The following is a 15,264-nucleotide window of genomic DNA, read 5'->3' as shown; positions in this document are numbered from 1 at the left end:
TGACGGCCGGGGGAATGCGCAGCGATTGAAGCACGAAAGCCAATCCAGGGTGGAGCGGCGGAAACTCAGTAGGAGGAACTGATATGAAACTGAAGAAAATACTGTTTGCCGCAGTCTCTGCGGGCGCAATGCTGCTCGCAGCTCCAAGCTTTGCGGCCACGGAACTGAGCGTGCAGCGCTTTTTCGGCGCCTGCGATGCTGATTTCGGCACCAACACCGATGCCACCAAGGCCGTTGGCGAATGCGGCATCATTACCTCGCTGATCAACAAGTTCAACGCCGACAATCCCGATGTCCACGTCAACGTCACCACCGTGGAATGGCCCGGCTATGATCAGCTGACCGCCCAGTTCGCTTCAGGCGACGCTCCGGACATCGTCACGATCCATGAATCCGTACTGTCGGATTATCAGTCGAAGGGCCTGTTGATGCCGCTCGACGATCTCTTGAAGTCGGTCGGCGTGACACCCGACGCTTTCACCGACGCGGCACGCAATGGCGCCACCAAAGACGGCAAGATCTATGGCCTGCCGACCGACAGCTGGACGATGCTCTATCACGTCAACATGGATCTTTTCAAACAAGCCGGCCTCGTCAATGCCGACGGCACGCCGATTTTTCCAAAGTCGCCCGAGGAACTGCTCGCCCAGGCCGAACAGTTCAAGCAGAAGACGGGCAAGCCTTATTTCGTCCAGAACCTGGCCAATGAGACTGCACTCTACACACGCAACCTCTACACCTATCTTTTCCAGCAGGATTCCGATTTCTTTGCCGATCCGAAGCACGTGAAATTGAATACGCCGGAAGCCAGGAAGGTCGTCGAGATGTACAAGGCGATCTTCGAGAAGGGCTACACCACCAAGGATCTCGACTATGGCGGCTCGATCAACGCCTTCCTTGCCGGCGAGGGTGGCGTCCACCTCAACGGCACCTGGGTGGTCGGCGATTACAACGCCCAGTCCGAGACCAAGGGGACGGCGCTCAACAAGGGCGGATATGCGGTCTATCCGTATCCGCAGCTGTTTGGCGGCGCCCATGCGCAATATGCCGACGGCCACACCTGGGCCGTTTCGCAGAAAGACCGCACGCCTGAACAGATCGCGGCTATCGGTAGATTCCTGAAGTTCTTCGCCGACAACGACTTCGAATGGTCGCGCACCGGCCACTTGCCGGCCTACAAGGCCGTCATCACCTCGGACGCCTTCAAGGCACTGCCGCATCGCAACACGATCTCTGCCGTCGCTGATCTCGGCAAGCCGCTGCCGTCCGCCGTACAGCGTCAGTTTGCGATCCAGGACATTATCGGCGAAGAGATGAGTGCAGCAATCAGTGGCCAGAAGGACGTCGACACCGCCCTTGCCGACATGGAAAGCCGCGTCAACGAATTGCTCGCCAACATTTGATCACGGATTTCGAAAGGCCCTCCCAAGGCGCCCCGCGGCTGGAAACGGCCGCGGGGTTTTGGTGAGGGAGTGGTTATTGTCCTCGAATTGCGAGAACTTGCCGGCGACCGGCTCAAGCACACCAACCACGGCGCCGCAATTTCGGCAGCAGCCGACGCAAGCCCTGACTGGAGGGTTTCGTTAGAACGCCGCGGCCATGGGCATTGCGACTTTGTTGGGGATCTGGATGTCGATCTCCAATCTCGACGTCGTTTCGCCGTGATCCATGCTTACCTGCAGGAAATCCTGGTCGACCTGAACATGCCGGGCGATCACCGCCATGATCTCCTCGCGCAACACGGAGACGAGATCGGGCTGGTTGCGGCTTCGACGCTCGTAGGCCAACAGCAGTTGCAAGCGCTCGCGCGCCACGGGCGCGCTGCCGCGGCGCTTGAAGATATCGAGCAGGTTCATGCTGCCCTCCTTCCCAACAGCCGGTCGAGGAGGCCCCTCCGTTCGAAAGGCAGAATGACCGGCAGGTCCTCGCCCTCGAGTCTTCTTGCCGCGTCGATATAGGCGCGTGCGGCGGGGTTGGTGTTTTCGCTGAGCGTAACCGGCGCGCCCACATTGGATGCGCGCAGCACGTCCTGGCTCTCGGGAATTATTCCCAGCAGAGGCGTGGACAGGATCTCGAGAACGTCATCAATGCTGAGCATCTCGCCGCGGGCAGCGCGGGCAGCGTCGTAGCGCGTGACGAGGACGTGTTTGGCAATCGATTCACCTTGCTCTGCTTTCATCGTCCTGGAGTCGAGCAGGCCGATGATGCGATCGGAATCGCGGACCGAGCTCACTTCCGGGTTGGTGACGATTACCGCCTCGTCGGCAAAGCGCATGGCAAGTTGCGCGCCCCGCTCTATGCCGGCCGGGCTGTCGCAGAAGACGTAGTCGAAAACCGAGCGCAGCTTGTCGATGACATCGGCGACGCCTTCCTCGGTGAGAGCATCCTTGTCGCGCGTTTGCGAGGCCGGCAGCAGGAACAGCGTTTCGAGCCGCTTGTCACGGATCAGCGCCTGCGAGAGCTTGGCGGTTCCCTGAATGACATTGACGATATCGAAAACAACGCGCCGCTCGGCGCCCATGATCAGATCGAGGTTGCGCAGGCCGACATCGAAGTCGACGAGGGCCACCCGCTTGCCGGTTTTCGCGACCGCGGCGCCGAGAGCGGCCGTCGAGGTCGTCTTTCCGACACCCCCTTTGCCGGATGTGACAACCACTACCTTGCCCATATTTGTGCCTCCAATGTTGTTAGTTGAGCGGTGCGACGCAAAGTGCGCCGTCCTCGAGAAAGGCCTGTACCGGCCTTCCTCGCGAGGAGGCGTCCATCTCCTCGGCGGTGCGGTACCAGCCGTCTACCGCCAGAAGTTCGGCTTCATTTTTCCGGCAAAAGATGCGAGCTGCGGGATTTCCCGTGGCGCCGGCGAACGCACGTCCACGCAACGTGCCGTAGACGTGGATCGATCCTCCGGCGATGATCTCGGATCCGGAACTGACGGAGCCGACAATGACCACGTCGCCATCGGGGTGAAAGATCGACTGGCCGGAGCGGATCGGTGCCTTGATCATCAATGAGTTCGGCGCCTGCGGCTCTTTCGTCTTGGCCTCAGCGGCGGCCTTCGGGTTCGGCTGCGCGTAAAGCGTATCAGCGGTGGCCTCCTTGGTGCCAACGAGGAGCGGCGGCAGATCGGCATCAAGAGCAACGTTGCCATCGGCCTCGATCGCGTAAATGCGAATCCCGCGCTCCGCGAGTTGTGAGACCAGATCCCGCATCTCGCCCACCTCGGGCTTGAACATAGTCAGATCGAGCACAACCGGGCGGCCGGCAAAGAAGCCGGGAGAGTTTTCGGTCCAGTGATCGAGGCTTTGCAGCCATTCCCCTAGCGGGGCCTCAGGGGTGAGGGTGAAGGCTACAAACGAGCGCGCTCGAAAGCGTATGGACTTGTTTTGGATGGGAGCGACGCAGGTCACAGAGGCGAGTCCTTACTGATTGGTTAAGGCTAGCCCGGCATGGTTAACGAAAAGTTAATGGCGGCTGCCCGAGGCGTTGGCGGAGGCATTCTTTTTGTCTCCGATCGTCCCGCCGGCGCCCTGCTTCCGGTGCAAGACGAGGTCCTCCTCGCGGCTGCCTGGAGGCGCCTCCAGTTCACGAAGTCGGCCGACCGGTATATTGTTGTCGGAATGCCGGGCCTATTAAGGAGTTATCGGTTTGACAAGCGTTGCCAAGGGGCCCGTCGCGGATCGCGGTCGCGCTACCTATGACCTTGGCGCGACCGCCATCTTTGCTTCCAAATCAGACCCGCGCTTTCACTACTGCCTGTATGTGCCTCCCGCGGTTGGAGAAGGGGCCAAAGTCGACCTGATGGTCGCCGTTCATGGCACCGGCCGCACCTCTTTTCTTGGGTTCCGCGACGCGTTTTCCGAGTTCGGACGCTGGAACGGCTGCGCCGTTTTGTGTCCGCTGTTCCCGATCGGCGTTCTCGGGGATGATGCCCGCAGCGGGTACAAATATATGCTTGAGGGCAACATACGCTACGATCAGGTGCTGCTCGCCATGATTGAGGAGGTCAGCGCCAAATACAGTCAGGATTGGAGCCGCTTTGCCATGTTCGGATTTTCCGGCGGCGGGCATTTCACGCATCGTTTTGCTATCCTGCATCCCGACAGGCTCTGGGCGGCCTCAATCGGCGCGCCAGGCTCGGTGACCTTACTCGATCCGACGCATGACTGGTGGGTGGGCATTCGCGATCTGGCGGAGAAGTTCGGCATCACCTTCGATGCCGCAGCGCTGGCAAAAGTGCCTTTCCAGATGATCGTCGGCGACGCTGACCTGGAGACTTGGGAAATCACTCATGTCCAAGGCAGCACCCATTGGATGCCAGGCGCCAACGATGCCGGGCGAACACGGCCGGAACGCCTCATGGCCTTGTGTCGATCGTTCGAGGAGGCGGGTGCGCGCGTGCGCTTCGATTTGCTGCCAGGCGTATCTCATGAACGGGACGCGGTTCTCGATTCGGTCAAGGACTTCCTCGCCCAGCAACTCAAGGAACGACGGGACGCCTCACCATGAATCGTTGCGCCTCAGCTTGTGAAGAGATTACGGCAATCAAAACCCGACCGCGTCGATCGCATCCAACAGCGATCTGCTGGCCGTGCGCGACAACTAGAGCAACGCTTCGTAGCGATCGCCGATCTTGTCGACTGTGAAATCCACCGCCCTGTTTTTCAGCACGGCAGCAGGGATGGGGTGATCCAGCATTTCGGCCATCGCCTTTGCCAGGGCTGCGGCGTCACCGACCGGCACCAAGGTGCCGAAGCGGCCGTCACCGAGTATTTCGCGCGGGCCATGCGGAGCATCGGTGGAAATTACGGGGACACCTGCAGCCATGGCCTCGACCAACACGTTGCCAAAGCCTTCGCTGGTCGATGACAGAACGAACAGATCGGCTGCGGCATAGCAAGCTGCGGGGTCGTTGACGTAGCCGGCAAAGAGCACGTGCGCGCCGATGCCGGTCTCTTCGGCATAGGCGTGCAATTCGGCAGCCAGCGGACCTTCGCCGAAGATGACAAGCCGGGCAGGGCGGCCGGCGCGCAGGGCAGCGAAGGCCCGCAGCAAAGTCCGGTGGTCCTTGACCGGCACCAGGCGTCCGGCGGCGGCGATGACCGGGCCATCGCCCATCGCCGCCAACGCTGCCTGCCAGGCATAGGAATTCCTCTGCGGTGCTTCAGCCGGCGGCAGCGGGTTGTTGATGACGACGACCTTGGATTTGGGGAAGCCGCGGGCGATGATGTCACGGCCGACACCCGCCGAAACGGCGATGGCTTTGGTTGCACGCGCGCCAACCAGCGCGGAAAGCCCGATCGCCAGTCTCGCGCCGAGGCCGCTGGCAGGCAGCGAGGCGGCGGCGTGGAAACTTGGAAAGAATTTTGCCCGGCTTCTGGCCAACATGAGTGACAGCGCCATCACCAGATTGGCGAATTCCGGGGCACTATAGACCGCATCAGGATCAAGGCGGCGGAACAAATTTGCGCTTCGCACGATGCCTTTCAGCGTCGCCGACTTGGCGTAACCCTCGCCGCGCAAGAGAAGGCCGAAGTCGACCAGATGCACGGCAGCGGAACGCAGCGCGGCGTTAGGGCCTTCCGCGTTCCAGGTAAAAAGCGTGACCTCGTGGCCACGCGACGCCAGTTCATTTGCCATCAGGACGAAGACACGTTCGGCGCCGCCGCCCCTCAGGCTGGCGATGTGGAAAACGATGCGCTTCACCATGCCTTGCTTCAGGCTCGGCTGGCGGCAAGGCCTGATCGGTTCGGCGGCCGGCGCATGTCGCGGATGATGCCCATGCCGATGGCCAGCAGCATGCCCAGGGCAAAGCCTGCGAACGCTCCTGCGCCTGCTACCAGGACAGTGCGCGGGGGCCATGAGCGCGCGGGCGGGGGCACCGCGGTCGAAATCACCTGTACGTTTGTCGTGTCGATCTGCTCGCGCTCGCTGATTTGGCGTGCACGTGACAGGAAGCTCTCATAGACGGCTCTCTTCGAGGCGGCATCGCGTTCAAGTTCACGCAGGGCGACTTCGGACTCGCTGTCGGTGAATACATTGCTCTTCAGATCGTTCATCCTGGCGTTGAGAGAAGCCAACGAGGCCCTGGCCTTGTCCAGGCTGGCCTTTGCCGTGCCGACGGTGCGGGAGAACTCGGCCCGGAGTTGCGAGTTGACGGTCTCGAGCTCCGTCCTGAGCCTGACAATCGTCGGGTGACGCGGGCCGAAGGTCATCGACTGTGAATCGATCTGCTGCCGCAGGCTGTTTGACCTGTCGCGCAGCGCTGCGAACGCTTCCGAAACCGTGGGGTCGGGATTTGCCCCATTGATGCCGGAGGCAACCAGGGCGTCGTAGCTTGCCTGCGCGGCAATGACGCGCGATTGCGCATCGACGATTTCGCCATTGAGCTGCGTCATTGTCTGCGAACTGACAAGCTGGCCATTGCTGGTGGACAGATTGTGGCTACGCCTGTAGCTCTCGACCTTCTCTTCGGCTGCCTGCACGTCGCTCTTGAGTTGGCCAAGCCGGCTGTCGAGGGCTGCCGCGGCACGGCTGGCGCCGGCAGCTTCGGCCTTGGCCAGTTCTTCCTGGAAGTTTTTGACTATGGCCTGCGAGATCAGGATCGCCTTGGCGGTGGTTTCCGCAGATACAGAGAGGGTTGTGACGAACGATGTCGGGTCCGCTATGGCGTCTACCCGGTCCGCCAGATTCTTCAACGCGATGAGCCTCGGGTCGGGCTTCGGCACAGCGCCAGACGAGGATGTGCTCCGGTCCGGATCGAAGAATTCTGGATCGTGAGTCAGATTCAGTTCGTCCACCACACGGGAAAGCACGTTGCCCGAGGTCAGGATACGCTGCTTGCTGCGTGTGCTGAGCAGCTGGCTATCGACCTGGCCCGGTTGCGAGTAGAGGTCGTTTTCCACAACCTGCAAATTGGAAGGGTTGATGAGGACCTCCGTCGTGACGGTGTAACGCTGCTTGCTCAGCAATGCATAGGCGCCGCCGACAATGCCGCCGATTACCGCCAGCATGAGCGCCAGGGCCAGGCCGGCCCGCAGCCAGACGAACAGGCGTCGAAAATCGAGCTCGAGGAAATCGCCGATCTTGTCCAGGGTCACCGTGGCGACAGGCTCCGGAGGTTGCGGCGTCACCGGTGCGGAGCTTAGCGCCGCGACTGGGCCATGCTGTTGCAGCAATGCCCTGCGCCGTGCATTGGCAATACGCTCGAATGCACTGTTGTTGGAAGCCGCCGCGGAGATAGGGGGGGTGCCGGAACCGGCAGACATGGTGACAACCCTTGTTAAATCATTACGCTTGGCCTGCTCTACAGAAACATCGTTAACATCTTATTTTCCAAGTTGGCCCATTTTGCCGTTCACACGGTCCGCTTGGCGGACGCTGAAGGGATTCGTTGCCCAGAATGCCGTTCGAATATCGCCATTTGGATGGGCCATGAGCTATCCCGCTGCCACTTCGGAACGAGTGTTGTCCAGTCGAGCGCGCCGTCAGAACGCGCTGTCGCTGCTGTTTTTCCTATGTGCAGCGTTCGCGCTCCTGCTTCGCTTTACGGTGTCGCCGCAAGTGATGAACATGGTCGTCGACTATACGGCCCAGGGAGGCTCGTTCTACGAAAAGCTGCATTTCGGCACCTATGCGATCATCCTACTGCTTCCTATCGTTCTTTTCAGCCGGCCGTTTTTGCTGCACGGCGATGAAATTGGAATATTCAAGGCTTTGATCCGCTATTCGGTGCTGATGTTCGCGCTGGTGCCTTATTTGTTCGTTACCGGCCGTGCGGGCTCCTCCGGCTTCATCATCGATACCTATCTGGTGGCCGGCGCCACAGGCCTGCTGATGCTGGCATTGAATGCAGAGGTGCGGCGGGCGTTGGGAGACGTCGTGCTTGGAATGGCGGTCCTGAGCGCTGTCATCGGCACCATCGAGGCGGTGACTCAACATCGGTTGTTGCCCTATGGCTTGAACGAACTGCAATTCAGGCCAACTGGCCTGTCGGCTCATCCGCTGGCACTGGGCGCGCTCTGCGCCACGACCATCGGATTTGTGCCGCTGACGCACTGGCGCATTTGGGCGCGGGTGATGGCGATCTTGCTGTTATTCATCGGTTGCGCTGCGTCAGGCGCTCGCGCTGCGCTGATGCTCGCGACGGCGGAAATCCTCATTCTGCTGCTGTTCGTGCCCTGGCCGGGCCTATCGCTCAAATACGAGCGGCAGGCCAAATTTGTCGTACTGATGTTCACCGTCGCCGGTGGTGCGGTGCTCGTAGCTGTACTGTTTGCGGGCGGTCTGCTGAATCGGTTCAGCAACACCATCTTCGACGAAAACTTCATGGCCCGGGTGACCATTTACCAGGTGTTCGGACTAGTCAGCTGGAACGACATCCTGTTCGGCATGAACGTTGACGACCTGCTGGCGATCGTCAGGCAGAAGCTGCATCTGCCCTACATCGAAAGCGCGCCTGTGGTAATCATCTTGCTCTTCGGCCTGCCCATAGCCCTGCTGTTTACAGCGCTGATATTCTGGTTTGTCTTCCGGCTGCTGCGAGGGGCGCCGCTGCCGGCATGGATCGGCACCATAACGTTCTTGCTTGCTGCGCTGTCGAACAACGCGCTTTCGTCAAAAACGCCGGACATGACGATCATCGTGGTGTTGCTGCTTGCCTACAGGGACCAGTCTTCGGTCGCGGCATTGAAGCCGGCTGGATCTCGTTAAGCACGGGCCTCAAATCCGGTCAGCCGGCGCTGTCCACGACCTCGACACGTCCCGCGCGGTTGAGCGTGTGAATGCCCGCGCGGGCCCATGCCGGCCCCGGATCGATTGGGCGGGGCAGTTCGAAACGGATATCGAAATCATCAAGCCGATCCAGTCGCATTAACCCCAGGCCGCCACCATAGGCTCTTGAGCCGTTTTGCACCGGCAGCAGCAGCGAGCCCTCCTGGCGGATAAAGGCGCCGCCTGGCCGAGTGGCGGAGTGGTCGACCGCGACGGGATTGAGCGCGTGCGCAGCCCACGGCCCACGCAATGCCGGGGCGGAATAGACCGCCATCGTGTCAGACGCGCTACCGTGACCGAACCGCTCAGTCCCCAACAGCCAGAAGCGGCCGTCGGATTCGAGCAGCGTGGCGTCGTTGAAATCCCTGTTCGTCATCAGCACCGTATCGCGTACCCAGCGATCCGGAAACTGCACGGCACGGTAGAGCACCAGTTCGCGCGCCGTAGCGCTTTCCGGGATCATGAAAATCTCGCCGGAGTGAGCGAACACCTGCGGATATGACAGGTGATGCGCTTCCTCCAGCACCACCTTCGGCACGCCGAAAGTGCCGTCGGTGCCGAGTTCGGCTACCGAAATCACGCCGCGGCCCGTGGCATAGGGAAATTCCTCGACAAACAGAAAATGGCGGCCGTCGCGCTCGAGAACGAACGGATCGGCGTAGAAGCGCTGCCCGTCATCGGCAAGCACGGTGAACGGCTTACCGTCGAGTCGACCGGTTTCGGCGACGCCTGGACCGTCGATCAGCCGGTAAGCAACCTGCCAATAGAAGGGGCGCCGACCACGTCGCAGTTTTTGCACCGCGCGGTCGACCATTCCCCTGCCGAAAAAGGGCAGATAGTGCCTGATAAATCCGCCCTTCTGCAGGGGCGGCGCCGGCCTCTCAATAATCGGCGCAAGTTTGCCCGCGGAAAAGCCGGCGATACATTGGGCAATCACGGAGATGGCGCCGGCGAGCAGGTCGTTGCTGGTCCGGGAGAGCCATAGCCGATCGCTGATCATCGGCCGTGCCCTGGCGACGGCAACGCCGTCGAGGCGCGCGGTGAGTTCGGGCAACCGCCCGCTCGCCAGCATCTCGGTCATGCCCGCGGCAAAGCTGCTGTGGCCGCAAAATTCGAGCGTCAGGACAGGCGTGCCCCGTCGTGCGGCGCTAGCGGTGAGATCGACTATAAGATCGACTGGGCCGGTGTCGCCGGATGGCAACGGCCGGGAACGGCTTGCCAGTGAGGGGCCGAAGCGCCGGCCCTCGAGCGCCAGCACATTATCCATCGTGCGCGCATTGGGTTCAGGCGTCGGCGCGCGGCTGCTCGAAACCGCATGTCCAGCCGCACTCAACCGCGCCAGAAGCTCATTTTCCCAGCGCCGGGATGCGTCGGCGTGGCCGATGATTAAAATATTAGTCAATCCAATATATTCTTTTTCAAGACTACTGCCATAGACTACTTGTCAGCCCAACCCTTTCACAAGAGTTAACCCGGGAGAACGCGGCCTTGGTTGTTAATCATATATTAAGAATTGAGATCACGAAGGCGCTTCTCGACGCTATTATAACTCGTGCGGGCAATAGTCGGCATGTCCCGAAGGCTGCAGGCGACCAGGATCAGCGATGAACGTCCTTTCCCGTCCAAAACTGCCATCGAGGCAGAGACTGCTGATCGTGTTCGGCACGAGGCCGGAGGCACTCAAATGCTTTCCAGTGGCGCGTGCCGCCCTTGCTCATCCAGGCTTCATCACCGAAATATGCATAACCGCCCAGCATCGCGAAATGGTCGACCAGGTTGTCGAGCTGACCGGCCTGCCTGTGCATCACGATCTCAACATCATGCAACCCGGCCAGTCGCTGTTCGACGTGACCTCGCGCGTGCTCCTGGGCATGGCCGAGGTGCTGGACAAGGCCAAGCCCGATATCGTCATGGTACAGGGCGACACCACCACGGCGATGGCCGCGGCTCTGGCTGCTTTCTACAAGCGTATCCCGGTCGCTCATGTCGAAGCAGGATTGCGCAGCCACAACATCAACTCGCCGTTTCCTGAAGAACTGAACCGCAAGATTGCCGGCGACATCGCCACCTGGCATTTTGCGCCGACCGTTCAGGCGCGCGACAACCTCATCGCCGAAGGAAAAGCCGAAAGCACCATCTTCGTGACCGGTAACACGGTGATCGACACACTGTTGCATTTTTCAAGCGCGATCGATGCCGACAGGCTGATGAACGCGAAGCTCGCTGCCCGCTTCCCTTTCCTCGACCCTTCCAAGAAGATGATCCTCGTCACCGGCCATCGCCGCGAGAATTTCGACGGCGGCATCCAGCGCATCTGTACGGCGTTGAAGGGATTGGCGGCGCGCGGAGACGTGCAGATCGTCTACCCTGTCCATCCAAACCCCAATGTGCGCTCAGTGGTCAACGCAGACCTGGAAGGCGTGCCGAACATCCACCTGATCGAGCCGCAGGACTATCTGCCGTTCCTGTACCTGCAGAAGCAGAGCTATCTGGTGCTTACCGATAGCGGTGGCGTGCAGGAAGAAGCGCCTTCACTCGGCAAGCCGGTGCTGGTAATGCGCGAAAATACCGAGCGACCCGAGGGGATCGTGGCCGGCACCGCCCGTCTTGTCGGCACCGATGTCGAGAAAATCCTGTTCAACGCCAATCGCCTGCTCGACGATCAGGCTGCCTATCGCGGCATGGCGGAACGACACAACCCATATGGCGATGGCCGGGCCAGTAACCGGATTGTTGAGGAACTGCTGCATCATGGCTGAAATCAAAACCGTTTCCGTAATCGGCATGGGCTATATCGGCCTGCCGACCTGCGCCATTTTCGCCAGCCGCGGGCTCAACGTCATTGGCGTCGATGTCAACGGAGCGGTGGTCGAGAAGGTTAACCGCGGCGAAATCCACATCGTCGAGCCGGACCTTGACGGTCTGATCCAGAAGGTCGTGGCGAACGGCAAGCTCATGGCCTACAGCACGCCGCAGCCGGCGGACGCCTATATCATCGCCGTGCCGACCCCGATGACCCACGACCATAAGCCGGACGTCACCTACGTGCTCGCGGCGGCACGAAGCATCGCCCCAGTGCTGAAGCGGGGAGACCTTGTGGTATTGGAGTCGACATCGCCGGTCGGAACCACGCGGATCATGACCGGGCTGCTTGCCGAATTGCGGCCCGATCTCAAATTTCCTGTCCAGCATGGCGAAGACGCCGATGTGCTGGTCGCCTATTCGCCGGAGCGCGTGCTGCCGGGAAAGGTGCTGACCGAGCTGATCAACAATGATCGCTCGATCGGTGGATTGTCCCGCAAATCGTCGGAACGGACCGCGGCACTCTATTCGACCTTCGTCACCGGCGACCTGTTCATGACAACGGCCGAAAGTGCTGAGCTGGTGAAACTGACGGAGAACGCATTCCGCGACGTCAACATCGCCTTTGCCAACGAGCTTGCCGCAGTGTGTCAGGATCTGTCTCTCAATGTATGGGAAGTGATCGATCTCGCCAATCGGCACCCTCGCGTGAACATCCTCCAGCCGAGCCCGGGCGTTGGCGGTCACTGCATTGCGGTCGATCCATATTTTATCATCGATGCCGCACCCAACAGCACGCGGTTGATGGCTTCGGCACGCCGGATCAATTCCGAGCGGCCCATGTCGGTGGTCAGGGATATCGAGGCCTTGCTCGATCCCTCCTGCAAACAGACGATCGCCTGTCTTGGCCTCAGCTTCAAAGCCAACATCGACGATTTGCGCGAGAGCCCGGCCGTCGAAGTGGTGAAGCTTCTGTCCGATATCCCCAATGTGAAGATCATTGCGGCTGAACCCAACACAAATGCGCTGCCGCACGAGCTCGAGGGCAGAGGCATCGTGTTCACCGATGCACTTTCAGCCATCGACAAATCCGATATCGTCGTCCTGCTGGTCGACCATCGGCAATTCAATCTGGTCGACCCCGAAGCGCTCAAGGACAAGAAGCTCGTCGATACGAGGGGCCTGTGGACGTGGCGCAAGGCGCGCAAGCCGGACGCCCGCATCGAAGGCAAGAAACCAGAGATCGCACAAGTGCCGCTTGCAAGGGAGCAGGCCGCATGAGCGCGCACGCCCCGGCATGGGCGCAGCATTCCCTGTTGGCGTCACGGCGCCGGGAGTTCCTTGGCGCACCTATCCATGCGCTGACCATGGCAGAGACGCTGGCCATCGCCGAAGAGGCGATGACCCTGCGGCGGCCGCTGCATCATGTGGTGGTTAACGTCGCCAAGCTGGTGACCATGCGCCAGAATGCCGAACTGCGCGAGGACGTGGCCGGGGCGGACGTGGTCAATGTCGATGGCATCGGCGTGCTTTGGGGCGCGCGTTTGTGCGGCGTCGCGTTGCCCGAGCGGGTGGCGGGCGTCGACATCATGATCAATCTGCTGAGCCTCTGCGCGATGCGTGGATTCAGGCCGTATCTGCTGGGGGCCGAACAGCACGTTCTCGATGCGGTCGTAGCGAGACTTGCCAATGAGCATCCGAGCCTCAGCATAGCGGGAACGCGCAACGGCTATTTCAAGCCGGAGGACGAGGCCGGGATCGTCGCGGCGATCAACGCCTCTGATGCCGACTGCCTGTTGGTGGCCATGCCGACACCGCGGAAGGAACGCTTTCTCAAACGCTACCGCGATGAACTCGCCCCAAGCTTCGTGATGGGCGTGGGCGGCAGTTTCGACGTCTATGGCGGCAAGGTTGCCCGTGCGCCGAGGCTGATACAAGCGGCCGGCCTGGAGTGGCTGTTCCGCGTCGTCCAGGAGCCGCGACGCTTGTGGCGCCGCTACTACGATGCCAACACCGCCTATGCCGGGCTGCTCTGCCGGGAGTTCTGGGAGCGTCGCTGGCGCCGAAACGCCGGTTTATAGATTCGCGTTCCCTCACAAACAGGCGTCGGCCCTGGACTCCGCCTTACGCGATCCGCAGCCGCGCCCGCAGCTGGGCGACGAATTGCGTCGCTGCTACAGGATGGAACAACGAGGTCAGTCCGAAGAAAACCGCAGCGCCAACGGTGCCGCCGGCGATAAGCGGGAAGATTGCCGGCACGTCGCCGGCCACCATGCTGGCAAGCTTGGCGGCCACCCCCGTGCTGAGCGAGATGATCACCGAGACACCGATGTCGCGCCACGGCACCGGCACCGGCGTAAGCCGCTCGCTGATGATGATGCAGGTTATGGAGCCAACCACCGAGCCGCCCGCAAGCGCCAAAGCCGCACCGATCTCGGCCATCGGGGGGATCAACAGCAGGGACAATGCGATTGTTGCCACCGAGCCGAAGAGATTGGCGATGATCAGCAGCCACGGCCGCTTGTGCGCGTGCACCACGACGCCATAGACGAAGCTGGTGAGGTTGGCGCACAGCACGCTGAAGGCAATGATCGGAAACAGCAGGCCGAAGCGGCCGTGATATTGCGAGGGCAGCATGAGCTCGGTGATATCGCTGCTGAGCGCGACCAGCATCGCTGCAATCGGCAGGCAAAGCCGCATCATCAAGGCCATCAACTGCGACAGCAGCAGACCCGATGCCGCGGGCCCGTCCTCGTCGAAGCGGCTGACCACCTCGGGAAAGGCGCCCATGTTGATGGCGTTGGCGACCATGTCGATCGGTTGGCGGGCTAACGCATAGGCTGCGGCGAAGATCGCCACGGCGCTGGCATCGTAATAGAACTTGAGGAACAGACGCTCCGCGCTGTTGAGCCCGAACCCAACCAGCGCCATGATGATCAGCGGCACACCGAGCGCAAAGAAGTCTCTGTGGGTGAAACGCGGCGGACCGGTAACGACGCGTCGGGATGCCATGATCCCCGCCACGATGCCGGCAATCAAGGCGCCGAGGCTCGAACCGAGCGACACCGTCAGAAAGCTGTCCTGAAAGACAAGGATAGCGCCGATCGGTAACGCGAGTTGCAGCAGGGCACGCAGGGCTTCTAGCATCGAATAGACCGAATGGCGCTGCTGCATCTGCAGCACCGTCAAGGCGAAGCGGCTGATGGACCCAGCGACCAGATAGCCGCAGACCGCGATCGCGAACTCGACCCAGCGTTCAGGCACGATCACCGCCGACGCGCCTACCGATATGACCAGCGCCAGGGCCGTGGTCGCAAGCAACACCTGCCCCGCCAGCATCAGGCTGCCGCCGCTGACCTCGCCCTTTCCGCCAAGCCTGAGCAAGGCGATACGCAGCCAGTTGGTGACGGCAATGTCGGTCATTTCACCGACGGTCACCACCAGGGTGAGCAGGCCATACTCGGTCTGGTCGATTAAACGGGTCACGACGACCAGCAGGAGCAGCGCCGAAATTCGCGTCAGCAGGATCGCCGGAGCATAAATGAGCGTGGAACGGAGCAGCAAGGGCGTGTCCCTGGAAAACTCACCTTCGACTAGCCGCCGACTGGCGGAAAATCCAGCGCGATGACGGCGAAGGGTGAACAGATTCAGTTTGAACTAAAAGATTTGCCGTAAACCTTATTGGGAACGTTT

At 61.2% G+C, this 15,264-nt stretch carries 13 protein-coding genes; 6 read left to right on the top strand and 7 right to left on the bottom strand.

Features of this window, described 5'->3' with window-relative positions:
* The first annotated feature begins 83 nt into the window (after positions 1-83).
* On the top strand, positions 84-1,403 hold the full coding sequence (locus NMG46_RS21155) for an ABC transporter substrate-binding protein (RefSeq protein ID WP_254819516.1): 1,320 nt from the start codon (positions 84-86) through the stop codon (positions 1,401-1,403).
* Between the two features lie 180 nt (positions 1,404-1,583).
* On the opposite strand, the gene minE is transcribed toward NMG46_RS21155, so the two are convergent.
* Genes minE through minC form a run of 3 tightly spaced genes read right to left on the bottom strand, consistent with a single transcriptional unit; the run spans position 1,584 to position 3,407 of the window.
* Positions 1,584-1,856 (bottom strand): cell division topological specificity factor MinE, encoded by a 273-nt coding sequence (gene minE, locus NMG46_RS21150; RefSeq protein WP_023677151.1) that lies wholly within the window; start codon positions 1,854-1,856, stop codon positions 1,584-1,586.
* On the bottom strand, positions 1,853-2,668 hold the full coding sequence (gene minD, locus NMG46_RS21145) for a septum site-determining protein MinD (RefSeq protein WP_254819515.1): 816 nt from the start codon (positions 2,666-2,668) through the stop codon (positions 1,853-1,855). The genes minE and minD overlap by 4 nt, the downstream gene beginning before the upstream one ends.
* A 19-nt stretch (positions 2,669-2,687) precedes the next feature.
* Entirely contained in the window at positions 2,688-3,407 is a 720-nt protein-coding gene (minC, locus tag NMG46_RS21140) for a septum site-determining protein MinC (RefSeq protein ID WP_254819514.1), read from the bottom strand.
* A 238-nt stretch (positions 3,408-3,645) separates the two neighbouring features.
* On the opposite strand from minC, the gene NMG46_RS21135 reads away from it, so the two are divergent.
* Positions 3,646-4,506, top strand: coding sequence for an alpha/beta hydrolase (locus NMG46_RS21135; RefSeq protein ID WP_254819513.1), 861 nt, complete (start codon positions 3,646-3,648; stop codon positions 4,504-4,506).
* 93 nt (positions 4,507-4,599) lie between these two features.
* Here the strand turns inward: NMG46_RS21135 and NMG46_RS21130 are convergent, their stop codons facing one another.
* Together NMG46_RS21130 and NMG46_RS21125 are read right to left on the bottom strand one after the other, a co-directional pair.
* Positions 4,600-5,706: a glycosyltransferase gene (locus tag NMG46_RS21130; protein WP_254819512.1), complete on the bottom strand. Its 1,107-nt coding sequence runs from the start codon at positions 5,704-5,706 to the stop codon at positions 4,600-4,602.
* 8 nt (positions 5,707-5,714) lie between these two features.
* Complete coding sequence (locus NMG46_RS21125; protein ID WP_254819511.1) at positions 5,715-7,265, bottom strand: GumC family protein; 1,551 nt, start codon at positions 7,263-7,265, stop codon at positions 5,715-5,717.
* Between the two features lie 166 nt (positions 7,266-7,431).
* Between NMG46_RS21125 and NMG46_RS21120 the strand changes: the two genes are divergently transcribed.
* The gene (locus tag NMG46_RS21120) at positions 7,432-8,709 is read left to right on the top strand and encodes a VpsF family polysaccharide biosynthesis protein (protein WP_254819510.1); all 1,278 of its coding nucleotides are present in this window, start codon (positions 7,432-7,434) and stop codon (positions 8,707-8,709) included.
* A 19-nt stretch (positions 8,710-8,728) separates the two neighbouring features.
* Here NMG46_RS21120 and NMG46_RS21115 read toward each other — a convergent pair whose 3' ends face one another.
* Positions 8,729-10,171 (bottom strand): hypothetical protein, encoded by a 1,443-nt coding sequence (locus tag NMG46_RS21115; RefSeq protein ID WP_254819509.1) that lies wholly within the window; start codon positions 10,169-10,171, stop codon positions 8,729-8,731.
* 202 nt (positions 10,172-10,373) lie between these two features.
* Between NMG46_RS21115 and wecB the strand changes: the two genes are divergently transcribed.
* Genes wecB through NMG46_RS21100 form a run of 3 tightly spaced genes read left to right on the top strand, consistent with a single transcriptional unit; the run spans position 10,374 to position 13,652 of the window.
* Complete coding sequence (gene wecB, locus NMG46_RS21110) at positions 10,374-11,528, top strand: non-hydrolyzing UDP-N-acetylglucosamine 2-epimerase (protein ID WP_254819508.1); 1,155 nt, start codon at positions 10,374-10,376, stop codon at positions 11,526-11,528.
* Positions 11,521-12,852 (top strand): UDP-N-acetyl-D-mannosamine dehydrogenase, encoded by a 1,332-nt coding sequence (gene wecC / locus NMG46_RS21105; protein WP_254819507.1) that lies wholly within the window; start codon positions 11,521-11,523, stop codon positions 12,850-12,852. The genes wecB and wecC overlap by 8 nt, the downstream gene beginning before the upstream one ends.
* Positions 12,849-13,652: a WecB/TagA/CpsF family glycosyltransferase gene (locus NMG46_RS21100; protein ID WP_254819506.1), complete on the top strand. Its 804-nt coding sequence runs from the start codon at positions 12,849-12,851 to the stop codon at positions 13,650-13,652. Before wecC ends, NMG46_RS21100 begins: the two co-directional genes overlap by 4 nt.
* 43 nt (positions 13,653-13,695) lie before the next feature.
* Here NMG46_RS21100 and NMG46_RS21095 read toward each other — a convergent pair whose 3' ends face one another.
* Complete coding sequence (locus tag NMG46_RS21095; protein ID WP_254819505.1) at positions 13,696-15,135, bottom strand: lipopolysaccharide biosynthesis protein; 1,440 nt, start codon at positions 15,133-15,135, stop codon at positions 13,696-13,698.
* Positions 15,136-15,264: the final 129 nt, after the last annotated feature.

The sequence above is a fragment of the Mesorhizobium sp. LMG 17147 genome (genome assembly GCF_024297145.1).
GTDB lineage: Bacteria > Pseudomonadota > Alphaproteobacteria > Rhizobiales > Rhizobiaceae > Mesorhizobium.
This window is presented reverse-complemented; position numbering and strand designations above follow the sequence as displayed.

Bases quoted from the DNA above. Each gene is read 5' to 3' on its own strand.
- minE (WP_023677151.1), bottom strand. From the start codon at position 1,856: ATGAACCTGCTCGATATCTTCAAGCGCCGCGGCAGCGCGCCCGTGGCG.
- NMG46_RS21130 (WP_254819512.1), bottom strand. From the start codon at position 5,706: ATGGTGAAGCGCATCGTTTTCCACATCGCCAGCCTGAGGGGCGGCGGC.
- NMG46_RS21120 (WP_254819510.1), top strand. From the start codon at position 7,432: ATGAGCTATCCCGCTGCCACTTCGGAACGAGTGTTGTCCAGTCGAGCG.
- NMG46_RS21100 (WP_254819506.1), top strand. From the start codon at position 12,849: ATGAGCGCGCACGCCCCGGCATGGGCGCAGCATTCCCTGTTGGCGTCA.
- wecC (WP_254819507.1), top strand. From the start codon at position 11,521: ATGGCTGAAATCAAAACCGTTTCCGTAATCGGCATGGGCTATATCGGC.
- NMG46_RS21155 (WP_254819516.1), top strand. From the start codon at position 84: ATGAAACTGAAGAAAATACTGTTTGCCGCAGTCTCTGCGGGCGCAATG.
- minD (WP_254819515.1), bottom strand. From the start codon at position 2,668: ATGGGCAAGGTAGTGGTTGTCACATCCGGCAAAGGGGGTGTCGGAAAG.
- NMG46_RS21125 (WP_254819511.1), bottom strand. From the start codon at position 7,265: ATGTCTGCCGGTTCCGGCACCCCCCCTATCTCCGCGGCGGCTTCCAAC.
- wecB (WP_254819508.1), top strand. From the start codon at position 10,374: ATGAACGTCCTTTCCCGTCCAAAACTGCCATCGAGGCAGAGACTGCTG.